This window comes from Cryobacterium sp. Sr8 (assembly GCF_004403225.1).
GTDB lineage: Bacteria > Actinomycetota > Actinomycetes > Actinomycetales > Microbacteriaceae > Cryobacterium > Cryobacterium psychrotolerans.
The window spans coordinates 1-22355 of sequence record NZ_SOHO01000012.1 but is presented as its reverse complement, the minus strand read 5'-3'; the positions used below and the strand labels follow the sequence as shown (position 1 = coordinate 22355).

The 22355-nt window shown below is 64.5% G+C and carries 18 protein-coding genes and 1 pseudogene; 8 read left to right on the top strand and 11 right to left on the bottom strand.

From position 1 onward, the window contains the following. Nucleotides 1-168 precede the first annotated feature (168 nt). The 5 genes from pdxA to E3T54_RS01445 all read right to left on the bottom strand — a co-directional run bounded on the left by pdxA (nucleotide 169) and on the right by E3T54_RS01445 (nucleotide 5301). A complete protein-coding gene (gene pdxA / locus E3T54_RS01465; RefSeq protein WP_134474260.1) occupies nucleotides 169-1194 on the bottom strand; it encodes a 4-hydroxythreonine-4-phosphate dehydrogenase PdxA in 1026 nt (341 codons plus the stop codon). Further along, nucleotides 1191-2546, bottom strand: coding sequence for a four-carbon acid sugar kinase family protein (locus E3T54_RS01460; RefSeq protein ID WP_134474259.1), 1356 nt, complete (start codon nucleotides 2544-2546; stop codon nucleotides 1191-1193). Before E3T54_RS01460 ends, pdxA begins: the two co-directional genes overlap by 4 nt. After that, nucleotides 2543-3598 carry a 2-keto-3-deoxygluconate permease gene (locus E3T54_RS01455; RefSeq protein ID WP_134474258.1) on the bottom strand — a complete coding sequence of 352 codons (1056 nt, stop codon included), beginning with the start codon at nucleotides 3596-3598 and terminating at the stop codon, nucleotides 2543-2545. Before E3T54_RS01455 ends, E3T54_RS01460 begins: the two co-directional genes overlap by 4 nt. 227 nt (nucleotides 3599-3825) lie before the next feature. Beyond that, entirely contained in the window at nucleotides 3826-4689 is an 864-nt protein-coding gene (gene rfbA / locus E3T54_RS01450; RefSeq protein ID WP_134474257.1) for a glucose-1-phosphate thymidylyltransferase RfbA, read from the bottom strand. A 3-nt stretch (nucleotides 4690-4692) separates the two neighbouring features. After that, complete coding sequence (locus E3T54_RS01445) at nucleotides 4693-5301, bottom strand: dTDP-4-dehydrorhamnose 3,5-epimerase family protein (RefSeq protein WP_134474256.1); 609 nt, start codon at nucleotides 5299-5301, stop codon at nucleotides 4693-4695. Between the two features lie 71 nt (nucleotides 5302-5372). On the opposite strand from E3T54_RS01445, the gene rfbB reads away from it, so the two are divergent. Further along, nucleotides 5373-6359 carry a dTDP-glucose 4,6-dehydratase gene (rfbB, locus tag E3T54_RS01440; protein WP_134474262.1) on the top strand — a complete coding sequence of 329 codons (987 nt, stop codon included), beginning with the start codon at nucleotides 5373-5375 and terminating at the stop codon, nucleotides 6357-6359. Between the two features lie 18 nt (nucleotides 6360-6377). Here the strand turns inward: rfbB and E3T54_RS01435 are convergent, their stop codons facing one another. From E3T54_RS01435 to E3T54_RS01425, 3 genes are all read right to left on the bottom strand, one after another. Next, nucleotides 6378-7337 (bottom strand): LCP family protein, encoded by a 960-nt coding sequence (locus E3T54_RS01435; protein WP_166804792.1) that lies wholly within the window; start codon nucleotides 7335-7337, stop codon nucleotides 6378-6380. Between the two features lie 82 nt (nucleotides 7338-7419). Next, nucleotides 7420-8829 carry a sugar transferase gene (locus E3T54_RS01430; RefSeq protein ID WP_241976997.1) on the bottom strand — a complete coding sequence of 470 codons (1410 nt, stop codon included), beginning with the start codon at nucleotides 8827-8829 and terminating at the stop codon, nucleotides 7420-7422. A 188-nt stretch (nucleotides 8830-9017) separates the two neighbouring features. Next, complete coding sequence (locus tag E3T54_RS01425) at nucleotides 9018-9467, bottom strand: VanZ family protein (protein ID WP_166804791.1); 450 nt, start codon at nucleotides 9465-9467, stop codon at nucleotides 9018-9020. Between the two features lie 100 nt (nucleotides 9468-9567). Between E3T54_RS01425 and E3T54_RS01420 the strand changes: the two genes are divergently transcribed. The 7 genes from E3T54_RS01420 to E3T54_RS01390 all read left to right on the top strand — a co-directional run bounded on the left by E3T54_RS01420 (nucleotide 9568) and on the right by E3T54_RS01390 (nucleotide 19057). Then, nucleotides 9568-10458: a glycosyltransferase gene (locus E3T54_RS01420; protein WP_166804790.1), complete on the top strand. Its 891-nt coding sequence runs from the start codon at nucleotides 9568-9570 to the stop codon at nucleotides 10456-10458. A 34-nt stretch (nucleotides 10459-10492) separates the two neighbouring features. Further along, nucleotides 10493-11911, top strand: coding sequence for a lipopolysaccharide biosynthesis protein (locus E3T54_RS01415; RefSeq protein ID WP_166804789.1), 1419 nt, complete (start codon nucleotides 10493-10495; stop codon nucleotides 11909-11911). A 4-nt stretch (nucleotides 11912-11915) separates the two neighbouring features. Then, complete coding sequence (locus E3T54_RS01410) at nucleotides 11916-14588, top strand: glycoside hydrolase family 99-like domain-containing protein (protein ID WP_134474250.1); 2673 nt, start codon at nucleotides 11916-11918, stop codon at nucleotides 14586-14588. Nucleotides 14589-14684: 96 nt separating this feature from the next. Continuing rightward, on the top strand, nucleotides 14685-15668 hold the full coding sequence (pseB, locus tag E3T54_RS01405; RefSeq protein WP_134474249.1) for a UDP-N-acetylglucosamine 4,6-dehydratase (inverting): 984 nt from the start codon (nucleotides 14685-14687) through the stop codon (nucleotides 15666-15668). Nucleotides 15669-15673: 5 nt separating this feature from the next. Beyond that, nucleotides 15674-16801 (top strand): DegT/DnrJ/EryC1/StrS aminotransferase family protein, encoded by a 1128-nt coding sequence (locus E3T54_RS01400; RefSeq protein ID WP_198414413.1) that lies wholly within the window; start codon nucleotides 15674-15676, stop codon nucleotides 16799-16801. Nucleotides 16802-16803: 2 nt separating this feature from the next. Beyond that, nucleotides 16804-17556: a cytidylyltransferase domain-containing protein gene (locus E3T54_RS01395; protein WP_134474247.1), complete on the top strand. Its 753-nt coding sequence runs from the start codon at nucleotides 16804-16806 to the stop codon at nucleotides 17554-17556. Between the two features lies 1 nt (nucleotide 17557). Continuing rightward, nucleotides 17558-19057: a bifunctional UDP-2,4-diacetamido-2,4,6-trideoxy-beta-L-altropyranose hydrolase/GNAT family N-acetyltransferase gene (locus E3T54_RS01390; protein ID WP_134474246.1), complete on the top strand. Its 1500-nt coding sequence runs from the start codon at nucleotides 17558-17560 to the stop codon at nucleotides 19055-19057. Here the strand turns inward: E3T54_RS01390 and pseI are convergent. The 3 genes and pseudogenes from pseI to E3T54_RS01375 all read right to left on the bottom strand — a co-directional run. After that, nucleotides 19054-20109: a pseudaminic acid synthase gene (gene pseI, locus E3T54_RS01385; protein ID WP_198414412.1), complete on the bottom strand. Its 1056-nt coding sequence runs from the start codon at nucleotides 20107-20109 to the stop codon at nucleotides 19054-19056. The genes E3T54_RS01390 and pseI overlap by 4 nt on opposite strands. A gap of 56 nt (nucleotides 20110-20165) precedes the next feature. Next, nucleotides 20166-21164, bottom strand: a complete 999-nt coding sequence (locus tag E3T54_RS01380; protein ID WP_134474245.1) for a glycosyltransferase — start codon at nucleotides 21162-21164, stop codon at nucleotides 20166-20168. A 152-nt stretch (nucleotides 21165-21316) separates the two neighbouring features. After that, nucleotides 21317-22242, bottom strand: a pseudogene (locus E3T54_RS01375) (IS3 family transposase); the annotation flags it as partial. Between the last annotated feature and the right edge of the window lie 113 nt (nucleotides 22243-22355).

Genomic DNA, 22355 nt, shown 5'->3' with positions numbered 1-22355 from the left:
CACACCCCGAACGCTTCAGAAACCGACCCACGGCCCCACAACACCCGCAAAAAACCGGAATCAATACCCACCTGTTGTCTCAGACAGGTTGACAACTACCGCGCATCGCCGGCGAAGCGGCGTAGTACCCGCGCATCGATCCGACACGAACGAATGGGGAGACCCGCGCTACGCGGCCTGGGCTGCTTGCCAGACATGATCCCAGCCCGGGGCCAGCTCGGCCGCGCGCTCGAGCGACAGCACCAGGCTCGCCTCCCGGGCGATGCCCTTGCCTGCGATGTCGAAGGCCGTGCCGTGGTCGACGGACACCCGCACGACGGGCAGGCCGACGGTGATGTTCACGCCGTCGTCGCCGTAGACGGCCTTGAAGGGAGCGTGACCCTGGTCGTGGTAGCAGACCACGGCCAGGTTGTACTTGCCGCGCACGGCCGCCGGGATGAGGGCGTCGCCGGGCAGCGGGCCCACGACGTTGAGCCCCCGGGCCCTGGCCGCCGCGACGGCGGGAGCCAGGATGTCGGCGTCCTCGTCGCCGAACAGGCGGTTCTCCCCGGCGTGGGGGTTGAGCCCGGCCAGCCCGATCAGCTCGTTCGGCTTGCCCATGGATCGGGCGAACGCGCCGGCGAGTTCGAGCACGTTGAGGGTGCGGTCGAAGGTGATGCCCTCGATGGCCTGGCGCATCGAGACGTGCGTGGTCAGGTGGAAGAAGTACAGGTCCCCCGCGGAGAGCACGAGCGAGAAGTTCTTCACCCCGAACTCGTGCGCCAGAAGCTCGGTGTGGCCGGGCCAGTTGTGGCCGCCCGCGTGCATGGCGGCCTTGTTCAGCGGAGCGGTCACGATGCCGTCCACTTCTCCCTCGCGGGCGAGGCGACAGGCCTCCACCACGAAGCGGTAGGCGCCGTCCCCGGCGGCCGCGCTGAGCACGCCGAGCGGAACATCCGCCAGCGACGGGCCGGTCTGCAGCAACTCGATCGTGCCGGGCAGGTTCTTCGCCTCGGCGACGCTGGTGATCACGCGGATGACGCTCGGGTCGCCGCCCACGTTGAGAACGCCTCGGCGCATGGCGGCTTCGTCGCCCACGACGACGGGAATGCACCTGGTGCGCAGGTCGTCGTGGTTGAGCAGTGCCTTGGCCGTGATTTCGGGGCCGATGCCGGCCACGTCGCCAATGGTGACGGCGAGTCTGGGAAGCGTCATGGGGTTTCTCCTAGGTTGAGCAGGTGGCCGCGCACGCGGTCGGCCGAGGAATCGGGGTACACGAGTTCGGGCAGGATGGCGGCGACCGAGCGCACGTCGCCGAAACCGCCGGCCTTGGTGACGACGGTCAGGCCGTGAGCCTGCCCGCCCTCGATCACACCGATGGGGATGCCTTCGCGGATGGCGTCGGTCACGAGCACGGAGTCGGCGCCGAGGCGGTCGAGCACGGCTCGAGCACCCTCCCCGCCCATGAGCACGAGGGCTCCGACACTCCCGTGGTCGAAGATGGCCGCGGTGATCGTGGCCAGACCGGCGGCAATCACCATCGAGGGAGTGCCCACGATGGAGAGGCCGGCTTCCGTGCCGGGGCGCTCGGTCGGCGCGGTGATCGTGATGACACGGGGCAGGTCGGGGGCGGCGGCCAGCTCCCGGCCGATCCAGCCGCTGATCCCGTGCGGGCTCAGGAACTCGGCCAGGGTCGGCGCGAACGCACGATGCTGCTCGGCCGGAAGCGACTCGACCATGGCCCCGTGCTGGGCGCGAGAGACCTCGTGCAGGGAGCTGACCACAACAACCACCCGGTCGACGCTGGGCCGGCGATCGATCGGGGAGGCGTCATCCGTCGCGTCATTCGTCGCTCCGGCCCAGACCTCGGCCATGGCCACGGCCAGGCCGGCCGATCCCACCGGAACGGCCCGCGGGCCGAGCTCGGCGACCGCGGCGGCGATCTCGGCGAGGTCGGCATCGGCGGAAGCGTCCAGGGTCACGACCCGGGCTCCCGAGGCCACGGCCTCTGTGATGCGGGCGGCCCAGTCGGCTTCCCCGGGCCGGGGAGCCACGGTGGTGCTCCCCGGCAGGAGATCGATGATGGCGCTCGTGGTGACCGGCGTCACCGGGTCCAGGCCGATCGCGGTGGCCTCCACGCCGACGCCGTTGACCAGCACTCGGCCGTGCGCCACGGTGCGGCCCATGGCCGGGTAGGCCGGGCACACGACGGCGAAGGAGCCCGGGTGGTACGCCTCCCAGGCCTCCAGCGCGCCGAGCACCTGGTGCGCGACCGATCCCCTCATGGTGGAGTCGATCTTGAGGAACAGGCGCGTGGCGCCGGCCCGGCCGAGGGCGGTCACCGCGGCTGCGGTGCCTTCCCGGGCGGCCTGGTCCGGCTGGGCGCGGGAGTCCGTGACGACGGCCAGCACCGAGCCGGGCAGCAGGGCATCCAGGCTCGGCGTGCCGAGGGTGAGTCGGGTGCGCCAGCCCCGGCGGGCAAACTGCACGGCCGAATCGCCCGCGCCGGTCAGGTCATCGGCGGCAATGCCGACGGCCACCGCTGCCTGGCTGCGCGCCTCACTCATCGAGCGTCGGTCCGGCCGCCCTGAGCGATCGGCTCGCCGGCTGCCGGCTCCGGCTGGGGCTCATCGGCCGCGGCGGCATCGACGAGCCCGCCTTCGCGCTTGAGCACCCAGGCCGCGAGCAGCGGGGCGAGCACGGCGCTCACGAGCACGGCGGATGCGACCTGCGCGGTGGCAATCTCGACGAACGGCGCGAAGCTCGGGTCGGCGGCCGCAATGATGGCCGGGGTCGCGATGGCGTTGCCGGCGGTCGTGCCCACGGCGATTCCGATACCCGACTTGTTGCCGCGGCGCAGAACGATGCGGTAGCCGATGTAGGCGAGCCCGCCCGTGACGACGGTCGCAATGGCGCCGACAACGAGGCCGGACAGGCCGCCGTTGAGCACGTTCATCAGGTTGATGCCGGTGCCGAGGGCGAATGCGAAGAAGGGGATGACCATGTTCGGGATGGGCCGCATGATCTCGGTCCAGCGCTGGTCGAGGTTGCCCACGATGATGCCGAGCACGAGCGGGATCACGGCGGCGAGCAGAAGCTGGAACGGGATGTCGGCGAGGCCGGCGACGCCGAGGAAGAGCATCGAGAAGAACGGGCCGTCGTTGATGGCGGAGGCCATGTACGCGCCGCGGTCGCGGGCGTCTCCGTAGCGGCCGGTGAAGGCGAGCCACAGGCCGCCGTTGCTGTTGTCGACGATCACGAGCAGTGCGAGGATCGAGACGCCGAGGATGCCGTTGATGCCCACCAGCTGGGCGATGAGCACGACGATGGTGGCCGGGATGATCGACTTGAAGAGCAGGATGACGCCGGTCGTGGCGAGAACCGGCCCGGAGGTCTTCAGCGTGATCTGCATGCCCGTCGCGAAGATCAGCAGGCCGATCAGGGGCAGCGCGCTGCCCTGGAAGAGCGCGGTGGTGAAGTTGCCCATGGCCAGGAAGCCGGGAGCGAAGGTTCCGACAACGGATCCCAGGATGAGCGGGATGAGCATCAACCCGCCGGGGATCCTGTTCATGCCGTCGAACAGGGGAACTCGGCTCTTGATTCTGGATTCGGCTTCCATGGCGAATCTCCTTAACTGAAGGGGCGTCGATGCCCGCGAGATGTGTACGTACATAGTGTACCTACACTCCGGCGAATATCGCCACTCCAATTCTCCGTCAGCCCGCGGGGCACCCGTGTCCATCGCCCACGCCTCGCGGAGGCGTGCCGAAGCGCCGCTCGGCGCGCTCGATCACACTGGGCGTTGACTGGTCAATCAGTTGTCACCAACGTCATGGCCTGGTTCAGCTAGGAACCGAGGAGACCAAGCAGGTACCGCCCGTAGCCGCTCTTTTGCAGCGGCAGGCCGAGCCCGCGCAGCTGTGCGTCGTCGATCCAGCCGGCTCGCCAGGCGACTTCCTCGATGCAGCCGACCTTGAAGCCCTGGCGATCTTCGATCACGCGCACGTATTCGGACGCTTGCATCATCGATTCGAAGGTTCCGGTATCGAGCCAAGCGGTGCCGCGGTCGAGCACCTGCACGTGGAGCTTGCCCTGCTCGAGGTAGCGCTCGTTGATCGTGCTGATCTCGAGTTCACCACGCGCGCTCGGTTCGATGGTCTTGGCCATTTCGATGACCGAGTTGTCATAGAAATAGAGCCCCGGAACCGCGTAGTTACTCTTCGGTTTTGTCGGCTTCTCTTCAATCGACAGCGCGGTCATGCTGTCGTCGAACTCGACCACGCCATAAGCCTTGGGGTTGCTCACGTGGTACGCGAAGATTCGCGCACCGTCGAGCTGCCGGTTGTCGCGCAGCGACGTGCCCAGCCCCGCCCCGTGGAAGATATTGTCGCCGAGCACGAGCGCGACGCTTTGGTCGTCGATGAACTCTTCGCCGATGATAAACGCCTGGGCGAGGCCGTCGGGAGACGGCTGAACAGCGTATTCCAGGCGGATTCCGAGGGCCGAGCCGTCGCCGAGCAGCGCCCTGAACTGTGCGTTGTATTCCGGCGTCGTGATGATCAGGATCTCGTTGATGTCGGCCATCATCAGGGTGGACAGCGGGTAGTAGATCATCGGCTTGTCATAGATCGGCATGAGCTGCTTGGAGATGCCCTTGGTGATCGGCCACAGGCGCGTGCCAGAACCGCCGGCCAGGATGATTCCCCGCATGACTTACTCCCTGCCGTTCAAGGACGCGTAATACGCGCGGGCAGCATCCCAGGTGGGAAGCAGGCCGCTCGCGGCGGCCTCGGCCAGCCCCGGCGCTTCGGTGTCCTTGGCTGACATCCGCAGCTCGCCCGCTTCGGAAGGGAAAACGAGGCCAACGTCAGGGTCGAGCGGGTTGATGCCGTGCTCTCGGGCCGGGTTGAAGGGCGATGTCACGAGGTAGCTGACGGTGGCACTGTCGGTGAGGGCGACGAAGCAATGGCCGAGACCCTCGGCGATGTAGACCGAGCGACGATCCGTGTCGTCCAGGAGCACGCTGTCCCACTGACCGAAGGTCGGTGATCCGACGCGGATGTCAATGATGTAGTCGAGCACGGCGCCGTGAGTCGCCGTGACGTACTTCGCCTGGCTGGGTGGGATGTCGGCGAAGTGGATCCCCCGCAGGGAACCGCGCTTCGAGATCGACGTGTTGGCCTGCACGATGTCCAGACGGTGACCGAGGGTCTCTTCGAGGCGGTCGAAGCGGTACCACTCGAGGAACACCCCCCGGTCGTCTCCGACCTGCTTGGGAGTGATTTCGTAGGAATCGGGGATGAAAAGCTCGCGGATCTGCACTTCCGGAGTCTAGCAATCTCCTTACCCGTAGACTTTCGGGGGCACTCAACGCGAATGGAATGGCTACCTCTATGAAGATCCTCGTCACCGGTGGAGCCGGATTCATCGGCTCCAACTTCGTCAGGCGAACCCTCGCGGACGCCTACCCCGGCCTCGAAGGCGCCGAGGTGGTCGTGCTCGACGCCCTCACCTACTCCGGCAACCTGGACAACCTCGCCCCGGTATTCGACTCCCCCCGGTACTCGTTCGTGCACGGTGACATCCGCGACGCCGCGCTGCTGGACACCCTCTTCCCCGGCCTCGACGCCGTCGTGCACTTCGCCGCCGAATCCCACGTCGACCGGTCCGTCACGGACGCGTCGATCTTCGTCGAGACCAACGTACTCGGCACCCAGCGGCTGCTGGACGCCGCCCTCCGCCACGACCTGGCCCGGTTCGTGCACGTGTCCACTGACGAGGTCTACGGCTCGATCGCGGAAGGCTCCTGGGACGAGGAACGGGCCCTGGAGCCCAACTCCCCCTACTCCGCGTCGAAGGCCGCCAGCGACCTGCTCGCCCGCAGCTACCACCGCACCCACGGCCTGAACGTGTCGATCACCCGCTGCTCGAACAACTACGGCCCGTACCACTTCCCAGAGAAGGTCATCCCGCTCTTCGTGACCAACCTGCTCGACGACCTGCACGTTCCCCTCTACGGCGAGGGCCTCAACATCCGCGACTGGCTGCACGTCGACGACCACACCCGCGCCATCGCGATGGTGCTCGCCGGCGGCCGCGCCGGCGAGATCTACAACATCGGCGGCGGCACCGAACTGACCAACCGCGAACTCACCCAGCTCCTGCTCGACGCCGCCGGAAAAGACTGGTCCGCCGTCGACCGGGTCGCCGACCGCAAAGGCCACGACCTGCGCTACTCCGTCGACATTTCCAAGATCCAGGCCGAGCTCGGCTACCGGCCCGAGGTCCCCTTCGAGCAGGGCCTCGCGGACGTCATCGAGTGGTACCGGCAGAACCGCGCCTGGTGGGAACCACTCAAGGCCCGCGCGGCGCTGGGCTGAGCGGCACCATCCGGAGCGCTACTTGTAGGTCTCCAGTGCGTCAGCCCGGAACGCCTCCTGAAGCACGTCGAGCTTTGCCCAGTCGACGTTGACAATGGACTGGCCATTGTCCGAGGTCCCTGTGCCGGCAGTGGGAGCCGTGAAGAATGAGATGTCCTCCGACCGGAGCGCCCGCAGCTCGATGCCGAGTCCGACGATGTAGGCCGAATCGAACCCCTTGTCGACCTTGAGATACGGGGCGATGGAGCCTACGAGGGCGCTGACCTTGCCCGGGTCAAGCAGCGTCTCCGCGCTAAGAATCTTGCCGAGGACGGCCTTGATGTACGCCTGCTGATTGCGGGCTCGCTGGAAATCCCCGTCGCTGAACGCATACCGCTCGCGTACAAAGGCGAGTGCTTCCTTCCCATTGAGGTGCTGCACGCCCTGCGAAAAGCGATGGCCCTTCATGTGGAACGAGTCGAACGCCACGGCGTTGTTCACATCGACGCCGCCGAGGGCATCCGTCAGGCCCTTGAAGCCTTCGAAGTCAATGACAGCGACGTGGTCGATGCGAGCGGAAATCAGCTTCTCCACTGTCTCCACCACCAGGGGCACACCGCCGTAGGCGAGAGCCGCGTTGATTTTCGCCCGTCCATGACCGGGGATGTCGACCCAACTGTCACGCATGATGGACATGACGAAGACCTTTTCCCCGTTGGCGGGGATGTGAGCAACCATGATCGTGTCCGACCGCTGCCCGCGGATCGAGTCGATGTCCTCGTCGACGGCGCCCCGGGTGTCCGAGCCGAGGAGCAGGATGTTCTGGGCGGATGCGGCAGCACCTTCCAGCACGGGAGGCCTCGACGCCTCATCCGGGAAGACTTCCTCAATGGTCTTGGTCTTTTCATTGAACGTTTGAGTCAGCGTGAAGGCGTAAGCTCCAACGCCAACGGTAGCCACCGCGATCACGGTGGCCACGCCGATGAGCGCATTCCTCAACTTGTGGCTCTGTCCCCTGCGTTTCCTCAAGCGTTCCCTCATGAGCCTATTCAATCAGTACCCGACTGGCTTCCGTGCCGCGCTAAACGGCACCGTCGGGCCTGGCAACGGCCCGAACCGTGCGCCAGAGAATGAGGATGTCGGCCGTGAGCGACCAGTTCTCGACGTAGTAGAGATCCAGGCGGATGCTGTCATCCCAACTGAGATTCGACCGCCCGCTGACCTGCCACAGCCCGCTCATCCCAGGCTTCATGATCAGCCGACGGTGAGCGGCATCGTCATAGAGCGCCACCTCCGCCGCGCGCTGGGGGCGAGGTCCGACCAGGCTCATCCTGCCGAAGAGAACATTGAAGAGCTGAGGAAGCTCGTCGAGGGAATACCGGCGAAGCACGCGCCCCAGGGGCGTGATCCGGGAGTCGTTCGTCACCTTGAACAAAGGCGTGTCCGATGTTCCCTGAGCGTCGAGAAGGCTCTCAAGTTGGTCATCTGCACCCTGGACCATGGACCTGAATTTAAGCATTCCAAACGTCGCACCGAGCCGACCAATGCGCTCCTGCTGGTAGATCACACCGCCGGGGCCCGACCTCTTCACGGCGATGGCCACGCCAATCAGCACCGGGGAAATCATGAGGATCAGGGCCGCGGATCCAACGATATCGAAGAGGCGCTTGGACACACGTTTGGCGCCTTCGAAGGCCGGATAGCTCACGTGGATCAGCGGCAGTCCGGCGACCGGCCGCGCATGGATCCGAGGTCCCGCAACGTCGGTGAGCGCCGGCGCCACGATGAGCTCGATATCGCGCGCTTCCAGCTCCCAGCCGAGTCGGCGCATGTCGGCCGGGCTGATTTCGTCGGCCCCGGTGAGGATCACCGTGTCTGCCGACGACTCGTCCAGGGCCAACAGCAGGTCGTCATATCCGCCGAGCACCGGCACACCCGGCAGCAGCTCCTGACCCGTTGTTCCGCCCCGGGTGAGCGCACCGACCAGGAGCAGTCCCGATCCCGGCGTGCGCTGAATCGTTTCGGCAACGTGCGCCGACTTCTGAAGATCGCCGACGAGCAGGGCTCGGGATAGATGAGACCCGTCCGCCTGTTGCGAGCGCAGCCACTGACGCCAGGCCCAGCGAGAGACGATGAGCAGGAGCAGACCGACCGGCAACGCGGTGAGGAAGTACCCGCGGGCGAGTTCAAACCTGATCAGGAAGGCGACAATGGCAAAGAGACCGAAAAGTCGGATCGTTGCGTCGGTCACGCGCTTGTATTCCAGCGTCCCGCTACCGATCACCTTGTGATCGCGAGTGGCGAAGACGTCAAGAATGAGCATCCAGGCAAGCACGAGAAAAACCGACACTGCACTGTAGCCAAGCCGGACGTCGAAGGCCCCATCCGTCGCAACCTCGACCGGCTGGAACCCGAACCAGAGAAACTGAGACCCGAATACCGCGCCGCTGATGACCAGGATGTCGGTCCAAAACAGCCGGGTGGCGAACACGCGCTGCCACGAGGCTCTCCGGAGAACTCCCGCCGTACGCCTATCCAGATTTGTCACGTGTTACCCCACGAGTCGATTGCCACTGCCGCTGTCGCCGACTGTCCTCGACGGACAACGCGCTCCCCCAAAAACTAATGGTCGCACATGGCGCTCGCCACAGGGCACCCCCACGCCATCGTCAGCGGCAGTCAGGTCCCGGCCCGATACTGCCAGATCGCGCGCGCGATCAGCTTCTCGTCGCGATGAAAGATTATCGCCCGCAGGGCAACAGCCACGGCGATGCCCAACAAGGCGCCAATGGAATTTGCCACCACATCTGTGACGGTAGCGAATCGCGCGGTCAGAATGCTCGCCTGCGTGAACTCGATGGCCACCGACAGCGCCGGGCAGAGCAGCAGGGCAAGCCACCAGCCCCAGGTGGGTAGCAGCATCGTCACCAGGAATCCAAGAGGGACGAACATGAGAACGTTCGCCGAGAATTCCAGCTTGTGGTACCCGAACCATTCCGGCACGCCGTTCCGATGGAGAACGGCCAGCAGCTTGTCGATCGAGGCCGCGTAGCCCTGGTCGAGTGGCGTCGGCCACATCGTCGCTGCGAGCACGAGGAGCACGTAGGCAGCAAGCAGCAGAGCCCCCATCCACTCACGAGTCCTACTCTTGGCCGGTGCATCTTCCAACAATGGGCGCTCCATTCGACGGTCTCAGCAAGGGCCACGCGCGTTCGGCTGCGATCGATCCGTGCGGCGCCTCATTGAGGGACAGCGGCGCATCGGTCTGTGGCGTTCATTATCCATGACTGGCCGTATCCTCAGTACTGTGCCTACCTCCTGGACCCTTGTCACGGTCACCTACAATAACGCGGAAAAACTTCGCACGTACTGGTCGACCCCGATTCCGGCAGGCGTTGAGTGGATCGTCGTCGACAACGGTTCGACCGATGACAGCGTGGCCGTGGCGAGGGAGCTCGGGGCAACTCACGTCATCGAAGCGGGGCGCAATCTAGGCTTCAGTGCCGCCAACAATGTGGGACTCAAACGGTCGACCGGCACATACGTCGCCTTCGTGAATCCGGACGTGAGGGTGACGTTCGAGGATCTTCCGGCCCTGGCCACGCGAATCAATCGACGAGGCGGTCTCGTCAGTCCCCAGCTCGTCAACGATGACCTCTCCCGACAGCCCAACGGCCGAGGGATGCCGCTGCTCCTTCACAAGGTGCTCAATCGCTTGTCGAATGGTTCGAAACTGCAAGACTCGTACCTCCTCTTCGCGGGAGGTAACGAGGAACGGTCGGTATTTTGGCTGATTGGGGCGGTGGTTGCCGGCACTGCGGACACGTTCGCAGCCCTCGGCGGTTGGAACGAGCGCTATTTCCTCTACTACGAGGACAAGGACATCTCAATCAGGGCGTGGCGCGCGGGCTTGCCGGTGACGTTGTGCGGCCAGTTCAGATGGACGCACGGATGGGCCAGGGAGACCACGAGCTTTAAACTTGCGCCGTGGGCCAGGGAGATTTCGTCCCTCCTGAAGTTCTACGCCCTGTACCCCGAATTCGTTCTCGGCGGCGAATGGGCGCGCGCCCGTAACAAGACGGCCGCGATGCGGTCCGGGGACGTGCTTGCCATTGACTGAAGCGGGGGACGGCAATCAAGGACGACCAACTACCTTGACAACCAGTGGCCGAGCACTGCTGGGGGCAGGATCGCTGTACGCGTTGGCAACGGTGGTGCCGATCCTGTCCACCCTTCTGATCACTCCGTTTGTTACGCGGGCGCTGGGTCCGGCCGGGTACGGCATCGTGGGGATCTCCATCACGCTTTATCAGCTCGGCGCCGTCTTGCTGTCCTTCGGCCTTCCGGCCGCCATTACCCGACATGCCATCATCGCCAGATCGGGGGAACGCGGCGCCGCCGCACTCGTTGTGATCGGCTCCCTTGCAGCAGCGGCGGCAGGAGCCGCTCTGATCGCGCTCATCCCCGCCTGGGGTCCTGTGGTTCTCGACCAAGGCGACGCATGGGTCCTGGCCTGGCCGGTGACCTCTGCTGTCGGGCTGTCTGCGTTGACGCTCAGCCTGTCGTTTCTGCGCGCATTGGATAGGGTGCGTGCGTTCGTCGCGTTGAGCTGCGTTTCCGCCGTCCTCGGGCCTCTCCTGGGGTTCGGCTCCATGCTTAGCTTCGGGGCCAGCCCGTCGGCGTTTCTCGGGGGGCTGGCGATTGGCCACCTCGTTGGGGGGGTCACGAGCCTGGCCGTGGTGTTGCGACTGGTGCGTCCCGAGTATTCCTGGGCGGACACCTTTCAGAATCTGCGCATCGGATTGCCGACAGTCCCTCATGCCATGGCGACCTCGTTTCTCGTCAGCGCGCTCGTTCTGCTGTCGTCCAGGATCGGCGGGCTCGAGGACGCCGGCCGCCTGCAGCTTGCGCTTCTCCTCGGCACGGCACCGATGGTCGTGCTGGGCGCCTTCAATAACGCATGGGCTCCCATGATCTATCGTGCGACCAGCGCCGAACGGAGCGGCCTGCTGTCGAGTTCGCTCCGCGCGATTTCAGTACTGGTGTTTGTGCTGGTCGGCGGCTTCTCCATACTTGCCCAGCCCGTCGTCGCCGCCATCGCCGGGCCGGAGTTGTTCACTGACCAACTCCTCGCGGCCGCGATAGCCGTAACGGCGGCGACCCCCTTTATGGCCGTGTACCTCGCCAACATGCACCTCGTCTTCCTGTCCGGACGAACCGCACTGCTCGCGGTGTCCACGCCTTTGTCACTCGCCCTCAGCCTTGGCCTTCTGGTCGCGATTTCCAGCACCTTCGAAACCACGACCCTCGCGATGTTCGCCAGCGGCGTCCCCATTTTTCACGCGCTGCAATGGATCATGAGCGGGTTCCTCAGAAAGATCTCCGGCTACGAGGCCCCGCGCATCCTTGGTGCATTGCCGGCTCTCGCGCTGTCCCTCGGAACGTCAGTTCTCGTCGCAGTGTGCATGCCCCCAGGTCTCCTCATTGCGTTTGGATGCTCGATTGCAGGAGCGCTCATCGTCTTTTTCAATCGCTCAACTCTTCGAAGGATCCCGGTGGCTGCAGGTGGGTGAGGGAATGAAAGAAACAACCCAGGTCTTCCTGCGAAGAGAAAAGGGCCGCTCGTTTGCCGGCTCGGTCTACGGCATTCTGCTGCTGGTCACGCTGGTTCCGGCGGCGGCAGCGTTGGCGACGGGAGCCGCCTGGTCACCACTCGTGAAGGTCCAGGCCCTCCTCATCTCGACCGGGCTCGCGGTGGCGGTCTACCGGGCGGCCACGGCCAAGAGCTTCAGTTTGTCCTGGTCGGTGTTCTGGCTGTGGACATACCTTTTCATGGGGTTGGCGCAGCTCTACCAGTTGGCCTTCAACACTTTCCCGTGGAACGGTCAATTCACAGAAGACACGATCCTGACGGCACAGCTCATCCTGATCCTCGGCTGCGCTGTTGTCTACGCCACGGCCGGACTTGTCACGCGGCGCAACCAGGCCAGCGAATACTCATCTATCGGTCGAGAGAAGAGCAGAGGCCATGCCCCGGCTCGCAGGGCTCTGGTCATCGTTCTCGCGTCGTACTGTGCGATCTCGGCGACCTTCATCGCCCTGATGGGGGCGTCCCTCTTTCAGGGCAGGAGCGTGTTTCAGCAGCAGCTTCTGGCGAACGTCGATATCCCCGGTGCGGGCACTCTGTTCTTCGTTTCCACGGCGGGTGCAATCGTTGTCCCTGCCGTGGGCATCGTCTGCCGACGTAACGGCGTTGACCTGCCGACGTTTCTGCTGGTGTTCTCTGCGGTACTTGGCTTCATCGTGACGAACCCGCTTACGGGATCACGATTCTTTGCCGGGAGTTTCATGGTGGCAATGCTCGCGGCCCTGCTGGTGCGGCAACCGATTCTTCGACTAATGCCCGCCGGAATCGGCGGCGTGTTGATTACGCTGTTCCCTTCGCTTGACCTCTTGCGAGGCGATGGGACGGGTGCAGCCAGGGTCGGATTCGTCCTGCCGCGGGAAGCGCTCACAACGTTCGACTTTGACGCGTTCGAGATGCTGCTTCGAGAGGTCACCGTGGCCGGGCACATCCCTGCGGGACTTCCCACACAGGTGGATCTACTTGTGGCTCCGTTTGCACGCTGGATCCCGGTGCTTTCTGATCTGGTCCACGGGAACGCGAGCGGTCCGGTTGTCGCAGAGCTGACGGGAATGTCCTACACAAACGTGTCCATGCCGCTGTGGGGGGAGGCGCACCTGGTCGGCGGGTTCCTGGGCGTCGCTATCGCCTTTGCCGCGCTCGGCGTGCTGCTCGGGACGATACGGCGACCGGTAGTTATTCCGGCCGCGGATCGGGCTTCGGCGACACGGCTGATGATCGACGCGCCGGTCGCTGCTTTGCTCTTCATCGTGCTGCGCGGCTCGCTCTATGAAGTGCTGGGGTACCTCCTTTTGACGATTGCCCTCGCCGTAGTCGTGTGGGGGGCAGGTCGTCCCTGGTCGAACTCAGCCACTCCGATCTCGCACCACGCGAACACCCCGAACCATCAGAGGGCGCGGACGATCGCGTTCTATCTTCCGCAGTTCCATGCCATACCTGAAAATGATGAATGGTGGGGCAAGGGTTTTACGGAGTGGGTGAACGTCGGCCGCGCGACGCCGCAGTTCGAAGGCCATGATCACCCGCGACAGCCATCAGAGCTTGGCCACTACGACCTGGGCGACGGAAAAGTCATGCATGCGCAGGCTGAACTAGCCGGGCAGTTCGACGTCGACGCGTTCTGCTTCTACTTCTACTGGTTTGGTGGAAAACGACTCCTCGAGAAGCCTCTCGATGCCTATCTCGCGACAGGGCCGGATTTCCCCTTCTGCATCTCGTGGGCGAACGAAAGCTGGACTCGACGCTGGGACGGTAAGGAGGACGAGAGCCTGATCGCGCAGGAATACTCCTCGACCGCAGCAGAGGATGTCTTCGACGCGTTTCTCCCGTACCTCAACGACGCACGATACCTGCGGGTGGACGGAGCGGCGGTCATCCTCGTGCACCGCGCCGATCACCTGCCGGACCATGCCGACTACGCGGATACCTGGCGCCGGCTGGCGGAAGAGCACGGCGTCGGCCCGATCCACCTCGTTGCGGTGGAGACGAATGCCGGGATCTCGCCGGGCGCGGTCGGATTCGATGCGCTCTGCGAGTTCCCCCCTGTGGGATCCAACACGCTCAGCGCCGCCAAACTTCTGCCTGTGCGGGGCCTGAACAGCGCCTTCGCTGGCCGGCTGATGTCTTATCCGCGCTTGGTGCGGGCCTTTACCAGCCGACGACCCCCCAGTTTCATTCGGTATCGCGGAGTCACTCCGAGCTGGGACAACACCGCGAGAAGGCGCGAAGCCGCGACCACGTACGTCGACGCCTCCCCGTTCCACTACCACCGGTGGCTTACGCACGCCCGGGCGTATGAGCAGCATGTAAGGGGCGCCAATGGACTCGTCTTCGTCAACGCCTGGAACGAATGGGCGGAGGGCGCATACCTCGAACCCGACGAGACGAATGGCCGGGGCTACCTCGAGGCCACGCGAATAGTTCAGGACAAAGAGATTCTGCGGCCGCCGAAATCGCGGACCGGACTAGCCAGCCTTCCATGGGCACGTTCTCTGTTCCTCGCGGCCGCCGGAAGCCTGCTCAAGCTCGGCCGTCGCGTGCGAAGACGACTTGACTCCCAGCGTTCCCGGACGCCATCGAACGGGCGCGCGAAACAACCCAGCTAGGATTGACGACGCTGGAGCGGGCGCCACAGAAGCGCTGCAAATCCCGCGGGGGAGGGCCACCCGGAACCGGCGAACCACAAATCGAAAGAGAGAGTCATGTCAATTCTGACTGGAAGTTCCATCCTGATCACAGGAGGAACGGGGTCCTTGGGGAAGGCGCTGATCGCAGAATTGCTTGCGAGCGGGGATGTCCGACGGCTCGTCATTTTCAGCCGCGACGAGCTCAAACAGCTTGAGGTTCGCCGCATGTTCAATGACGATTCGAGGCTGCGCTTCTTCATCGGCGACATCCGCGACAAGGACCGGCTTCGCCGCGCTCTTCACGGCATCGACTATGTCATTCACGCCGCAGCGCTGAAGCAGGTTGACACCGCCGAGTACAACCCTTCGGAATACGTTGCAACGAACGTGGAGGGTTCGCAGAACGTAATCGATGCTTCCATCGACAGCGGTGTGAAGCGGGTCGTGGCACTGTCGACCGACAAGGCATCGAGCCCGATCAATCTCTACGGGGCGACAAAGCTCGTTGCGGATCGTCTGTTCATCAGCAGCAACCACTACGCCGCCGGGTATGACACGCGCTTCTCCGTCGTTCGCTATGGCAACGTGATGGGATCTCGCGGGAGCATTGTGCCCGCCTGGCGGGCTCTCGCCGCCCGCGGAGAGTCGCTCCCCATCACGGACAAGCGGATGACGCGTTTCTGGATAACGCTGCAGCAGGCAGTCCAGTTTGTGCTCGATGCGCTCGACAACATGACCGGGGGGGAACTCTATGTGCCCCGCATCCCTTCGGTGCGAATAACTGATCTGGCAGAAGCGGTTGCCCCGGGGGCAGCCATGCACGAGATCGGCATCCGCCCCGGCGAGAAGCTGCACGAAGAGATGATCGCACCCGACGACTCGCGGCGCACCCTGCTCCTCGGTTCGCGCTACTTGGTCATGCCGCATATTGGGGGCTGGGGCTATGAGACACCGTCGGACGGGATCCCTGTTGAAGACGGCTTTGCGTACCACTCGAACACGAATGACCAGTGGCTCTCAGTGGAAGAGTTGCGCGACATGGTCCAACGAATGAGTTGAGAAATATGATTCCATACGGTCGACAATCGATCGATGACTCTGACCTCGCGGCCGTGGCCGACGTGCTTCGAGGCGAATGGCTCACCACGGGACCGACCGTCGACCGATTCGAAGCCGCCATCGCGGACTATGTCGGCGCGCGCGCGTCCATCGCGGTGAACTCGGGAACGTCCGCCCTGCACGTCGCGTACGCCGCGGCCGAGATCAGCCCCGGAGACGAGGTCGTGACCACTCCCTTGACATTCGTGGCTACGGCCGCGACGGCAGCGATGCAGGGAGCCCGCATCGTCTTCGCCGACATCGACGAGACGACGGGCAATCTTTCCCTCGACGCCGCACGAGCCGCGGTCACTTCGCGTACCCGGGCAATCACTGCGGTCGACTACGCAGGGGTTCCGGTCGACGGTACCGCTTTCATGCGCCTGGCCCGTGAAAGCGATGCCCTCTTCATCGAGGATGCCGCCCATGCGATCGGTTCCACTCGCGACGGACGGCGAGTCGGCGAACAAGCCGATATCACCACGTTCTCTTTCTTTCCCACGAAGAACCTGACGACGGCCGAGGGTGGAGCGGTCGTCGCCCTGGATCCCGACGTAGAGCTTCGCGGTCGGCGATTCAGGAACCACGGCCTGGTGCGTGAACGTGACTTGCTGCGTTGGCCCGACGAAGGCGCCTGGCATCAGGAAGTCCATTCGTTCGGGCTCAACTACCGTCTGCCCGATGTGTTGGCCGCGCTCGGCCTCAGTCAGCTTCGACGATTGGGCAGCTTCAAGTTGCGGCGAGCCGAGGTGCGCGGGCTGTACGACGACGCATTCTCCAACGTGGAGGGTCTGCGCATTCCCGGCTGCCCGACCGGAGCAGAACCCGTCTGGCACCTCTACCCCCTACGAGTCCCAGCTGACCGGAGGCGCGAGATATTTGACAAGCTCCGCGCGGCAGGCATCGGTGTCCAGGTCAACTACATGCCGGTGTACTGGCACCCGGTCTTCGAAGATCTGGGGTACAAGCGCGGTCTCTGCCCGATCGCCGAGTCATATTACCGGCAGGAAATTTCCCTGCCGATGTATGCAGGGCTCACGGACTCTCAGGTCGCCCAGGTCATCGAAGCCGTGCTGAAGGTCGTCGAGAAGTGAGCATGAGCGTTGAGGGCGACTCGAAGCGCGTCGTTGCCGTGATCCAGGCCCGAATGGGGTCCAGCCGGCTACCTGGCAAGGTCTTGATGGGCCTCGGCGGCCGGCCGGTGCTGGAATGGGTGATCCGCGCCGCTCGGGCTGCTTCGAATGTGGACGACGTGATTGTCGCCACGTCGGATCAAGCCGTGGACGAGCCCATCGTCGAATTCTGCGCTCGATCCGGCACCCGAGTCGTCCGCGGTGACGAGCAGGACGTTCTGTCCCGCTTCATTGTGGCCCTTGATTCGAGCGACGCCGATGCGATCGTTCGGCTTACCTCCGACTGCCCCCTTCTCGATCCCGACTTGATCGATCTAGTCGTTGAGATGTGGCGCCGGGATCCAACGCTTGACTACGTTTCAACAACGCTCGAGCGGTCCTTGCCTCGCGGGCTCGACGTCGAACTCGCTTCGGCCGCGGCGCTTCGTGCCGCCGACGACCGGACCGCGCCAGGTCATCACCGAACGCATGTGACGAGCTCTCTCTACGCGGACGGCTCGGAGTACAGCTGCGCAGGAGTGCATTTTCGGCCCGCGTTCAATCGGTACCGCGTTACCCTGGACGAGGCCGCCGATGCCGAAGTCTTGCGGAGGCTCGTCGGCATCCTCGGCGATCGTCCTCCGTCGTGGCGGGAAATCACCAGCACGCTTCTGCTGCACCCGGAGATAGTGTCCATCAACCAGCACGTTGAGCAGAAGCTTCTGATTGAGGGCTGAGATGCACCTTCTCATTCGTTGCGACGCGAGCAAGGGCGAAGGCGTTGGCCACCTCGTGCGGTCCATGGCCTTGGTCGAAGAGGCGGCATCCCGAGGCTGGCAGGTGACCCTGAGTGGTGACATTGACGTTCCGTTTGGGCGGGAATTTCTGGAACGCCTCGGCGTGCGGCAGGTCCCCGCCGTCTGGACCGCGGAGGGGCTCACCTCGATGGCCCAAGACTTGGGCGTTGACCTGATCCACATTGATCACTACGACCTGGTCGGTGACTTCCGAATCGTCATCAACAAGGCGGGCGTCCTCCTGAGCTCCCTGGAAGACGGCGGCTACGGTCGCCGTGCCGCCGACCTCGTGATCGATCCGAGCCCGGTCGCGGCAGAGAGATATCGGCCCTCCGACGGCTCAGGTCGCCTCATGCTCGGCGCGGCAGCCGTGCCACTGCGTCCCTTGGTGAGGCAACTCGCCGCCGAACGGGACGCACGCTTTGGCCAGACCCCGGGCTCAGCGCCCGGATTGATCCGGATGGTTGTGATGCTGGGGGGAACAGACGCGCTCAACGCCACGGCACAGGTCCTGGGCATGATCAGGGACAGCGGCGTGTCAGCTGATTGTGCGGTGATCGTGGATCGAGGCTCGTGGCCCGACCTGCCTTCTTCCACGCCCGCGTTCACGATATCCGCGCACGAGCCAAGCGTTTCCGCGGTCGAACTCTTCCGCGACGCCGACGTGGCCGTGACTGCCGCAGGCGGAACGCTCTGGGAGATGCTCTGCATGGGGGTCCCAACCGCGGTGATTCAGGTCATCGACAACCAAAGCCCCAACTACGATTTTGCGACCTCGCACGGGCTTGTCCAGGGTCTGGGCGCCTGGAGCGGCCCCCCGGCCGCCCGCGCAGCGCGGCTGGAACAACTGAGAGTCCTGACCACCGACGGATCGATGCGAGCTGAGCTGGCGCGCCGCGGACGGCAACTCATTGATGGCCAGGGCGCGGCGCGCATCGTGTCGCACTGGGAGGACATGCTAGCGGACGCCCCGTCTCATACGGTGCGTTCAGTATCGGCCGGAGACGCCAGCCTTCTTTTCGACTGGCGAAACGACGCGATCGTGCGGGCAGCGTCGCGGGAGACAGACGAGTTGGACTGGAGTGCCCATCTTGCCTGGGTGAAGCAAGCGATTGCCGACCCCGATCGGTACCTCCTCCTGGTCTCGCAAGCGGGTCGTCCCGTCGCAACTGTACGCTTCGACCTGACCGGCGCGACCCTTCACGCCTGGGAAGTGTCAATAACAGTTGCTCCGGAGTCAAGAGGCCTCGGGATCGGTTCGGCCGTTCTCGCCGCCGCCGAGGAGCACCTGGGTCGACTCCCGTACCGAGCAGATGCCCTCGTGGCTGCGATGCGCACGGAGAACATCGCCTCGGCGCGGCTCTTTGCCTCCGCCGGGTATCAGGAACAACGGGTCAACGGGGAACCGGGGATGCTGCTGATGCGAAAAGATCTCGCCTAAACGTGCGCCCAACCGAGGGGCGTTCCGCGCTCAATCGCCTGCGTGAAGCGACGGCCCATAACGACGCCGAGGAATTCCGGCTGCAGCCCGCCGGCGGGACGGATCGAACGCACATTCAGGGGCGAGACAACGTCGCCGGCGAGGACGTCCTCGACGACGAACAGAGATCGACGCAGGCGCAGGCTCTCGGATTCACTGGCCGTGGGCCGGAGCGTCGGCACGCCCAGGGCGAGCCATGCAGTCTCAGATTCGCGGACGAGGGCGGCCAGCTCGTGGGGTTCGAGCGAGAAGTCGGAATCCACGCCACCGTCTGATCGGGAGAGCGTGACGTGTTTTTCAATCACGGAAGCACCGAAAGCCACGGCGGCGATGGCCGCGCCGATGCCAAGGGTGTGGTCCGAGAGACCCACCTGGACATCGAGAGCGTCACGAATCACAGGAATCGACCGCAGGTTGGATTCGGTCGGGGAAGCCGGGTATGAGGAAGTGCACGACAAGACAATGATCTGATCGTTGCCCTCATTCCGAATGGTCTGGATTGCCAGGTCCAGGTCGGAGAGCGTAGCGGCACCGTTCGAGAGGATCACCGGTTTGCCCGTCCTGGCGACGCGACGCAGCAGGGCGAGGTCACCTACTTCCAGGGACGCAATCTTGTAAAGCGGAGCCTCGAGTTCCTCCAGGAGGTCCACGGCTGTGTCATCAAACGGGCTGGAAAACGGTATGAGCCCGCGTTTGCGCGCCCGATCGAAGATCTCCGCGTGCCACTCCCACGGCGTGAACGCCGTGGAGTAGAGGTCGTGCAGGGTCGATCCGCCCCACAACGGATGTTCGCTCGAGATCGTGAAGGCAGGGCCGGTGGCGTCGATGGTCAACGTGTCTGCGGTGTAGGTCTGCAGCTTGACGGCGTGGGCACCTGCATCGGCAACCATGTCGACGATATCCAGCGCGCGCTGCAGATCGCCGTTGTGGTTGCCCGAGATTTCTGCCACAACAAACGGCTTGTGCGATGGGCCAATCTTCGCAAAATCGACCGCGATGTCACTCTGGCTCACGCTTGGCTCCGTTTCTGGCACGGTCTGTCAACCGCGAATTACCCGACTCGCCAAGCCTACGACACCGCCCGACGGGCCTCCGCCCGATCCAGGCTCGGGGCGCGCAGGCTCCCTACGGCTAGCGCGAGGCTCCGAGCGGGAGGAACCCGTCGGGCCAGGCACTCGATGGTCATCGTCAGAAGCAGACGGATGCTGAATTGGTTGCTTGCGTAGACACCGAGGTCACGCGCCTGGGAATTCGTTAGTAGGGGGAATCGATCCAGCGCTGTGCGCGCCATGCTGACCCTCCACCCCCAGCGATGTTTGCTGATGTAGTCGAGCCGAGCGCCCCAACCGGGCTGCGCGGTCGCTGCGCTGAGTCGGCGGAGTCGTTCACCGAGGCCCTCGCCGGCGCTCTCACCGATAACGTTCGCGTCGTGCTGCACGTAGTCCTGCACGACATCGCCGACGACGCCGACCCCGTCTTCGAGAGTGGCGCAAATCGCGAGCCAGTGATCGTGGAAAGCCAGGTCGCAGGCTTCTGGAAAGGGCAGTGCCGCGCGCAGCAGCCCCCCGCGGAAGACGGCGAGGCTACCGGTGACCTGGTTGTCGATCATCATCGCGGCCAAGCCGACCGCGCGACGAGAGGTCACGACGGGCGGTGCGTCGCCCACAGAATTCGCTCCGTGTCGACGCACGTGCGCCTGGCCGAGCACGAGCGAGCTCTCTTGCAGGCGAGGGATGAGCAACGCGAGCTTATCGGGGCGCCAGTCATCATCCTGATCAGCGAGCGTGACCCACGGCGCCTCAGCCGGCACCTGGGCAAGGATTCGTTCGAAGTTCCGATAGAAGCCAACCCTTTCCTCGAATCCAAGGATTGTGAATCGGGGATCAGCTTCAAGCGCCGCACGCAGCACGGCTTCGGTGGCCGGATCTGCGCCGTCAATCCCGACCAGGCAATGCCAGCGCGATTCCGTCTGACGAACGATCGATTCGATCTGAACGCGCAGCAACTCCTCGTTTGGCTTATAGACGGCCAGGCAGATGTATCCCAGCGGTAGGTCAGTGTTTGTCATCGTGTTCCTGACACACGGGTCAGCGCTCCCAGTTCGTCAAGACTAGATGAGTCCAACTGGTCTGAGGCGCCGAAGGATCGCTTGTTGGGTTCCGAGGAGACCGTTCTGCGAGATGCCGCCACGGCACCCTCCGCCTTCTCTCAACAGCGCATCGAGAAGAACGATTCCGCCATACTGTTGTCCCAGCACACGCCCGTGCGGCCCATCGACGAGCGCATGCCCAGGCTGGTCACCAAGGCCCTGAAGCCGGTCGAGGTGTAGACGCTGCCCCGGTCGGAGTGCCAGATCGCGTCAGGCTCGATCTGGGTCGTCGCGGCGGCGTTCTTGAGCGCGTCGGCGACGAGTTCGGTGCGCATGTGATCGGCGATGGACCAGCCGACGACTTTCTTTGAGTAGCAGTCGATGACGGTGGCCAGGTAGATGAAGCCCTGCCAAGTGTGGATGTAGGTGGTGTCGCCGACGAACTTCACCCCGGGCCGGTCGGCGGTGAAGTCCCGCTTGACGAGGTCGGGCATGCTCAAGGCGGCCTCTGCGTCAGCCTCGGTGGTGACGCGGAACGGGCGCGGGTGACAGGCCACCAGGCCTACTTGGCGCATGATCTGCCGCACCAACTCGGGAGAGCACTCGGTTTGTTCCTCGGCGAGATCGGCGTGGATGCGCCGATACCCGTAGGTGCCCTCGGACTCCTCGAAGAAGTACTGGACCCTTGCTATCAGCGCCTCCCGGCGGGCCGCGGTGGCCGATTGCGGACGTGTGGCCCAGTGATAGAAGCCGGACGTCGAGACGGCCAGCCACCGGCACATTTTCACCACCGAATTCAGATTGGCGGGCTCAGCTTTTTGGGAATCGATGAATTCGTACTTGCTCACTACCGCTGCTCCCGGGCGAAGTAAGCACTCGCTTTTTTCAAGAAAGCGGTCTCCGCCCGCAGCTCTTGAACTTCACGCTCGAACTCCTTCAGCCGGGCCCCTTCCGACACCGTCAGATCCGTCTCCGTGCCGCCGTTGGCCTCGCGGTACTTGATCAGCCAGTTGCGGAGAGTCTCGGGGCCGACGCCGCATGCGGTGGCAACGTCCTTTGATCAGGTCACGTCCCGCTGAGTGGTGGAGTTTCTCAACACCGTGCGGGTCAGTTGTTCTAGTTTAGGCGGCGGCGAGTTCGGGGAGGATCACCGCCTCATCGATGACCTCG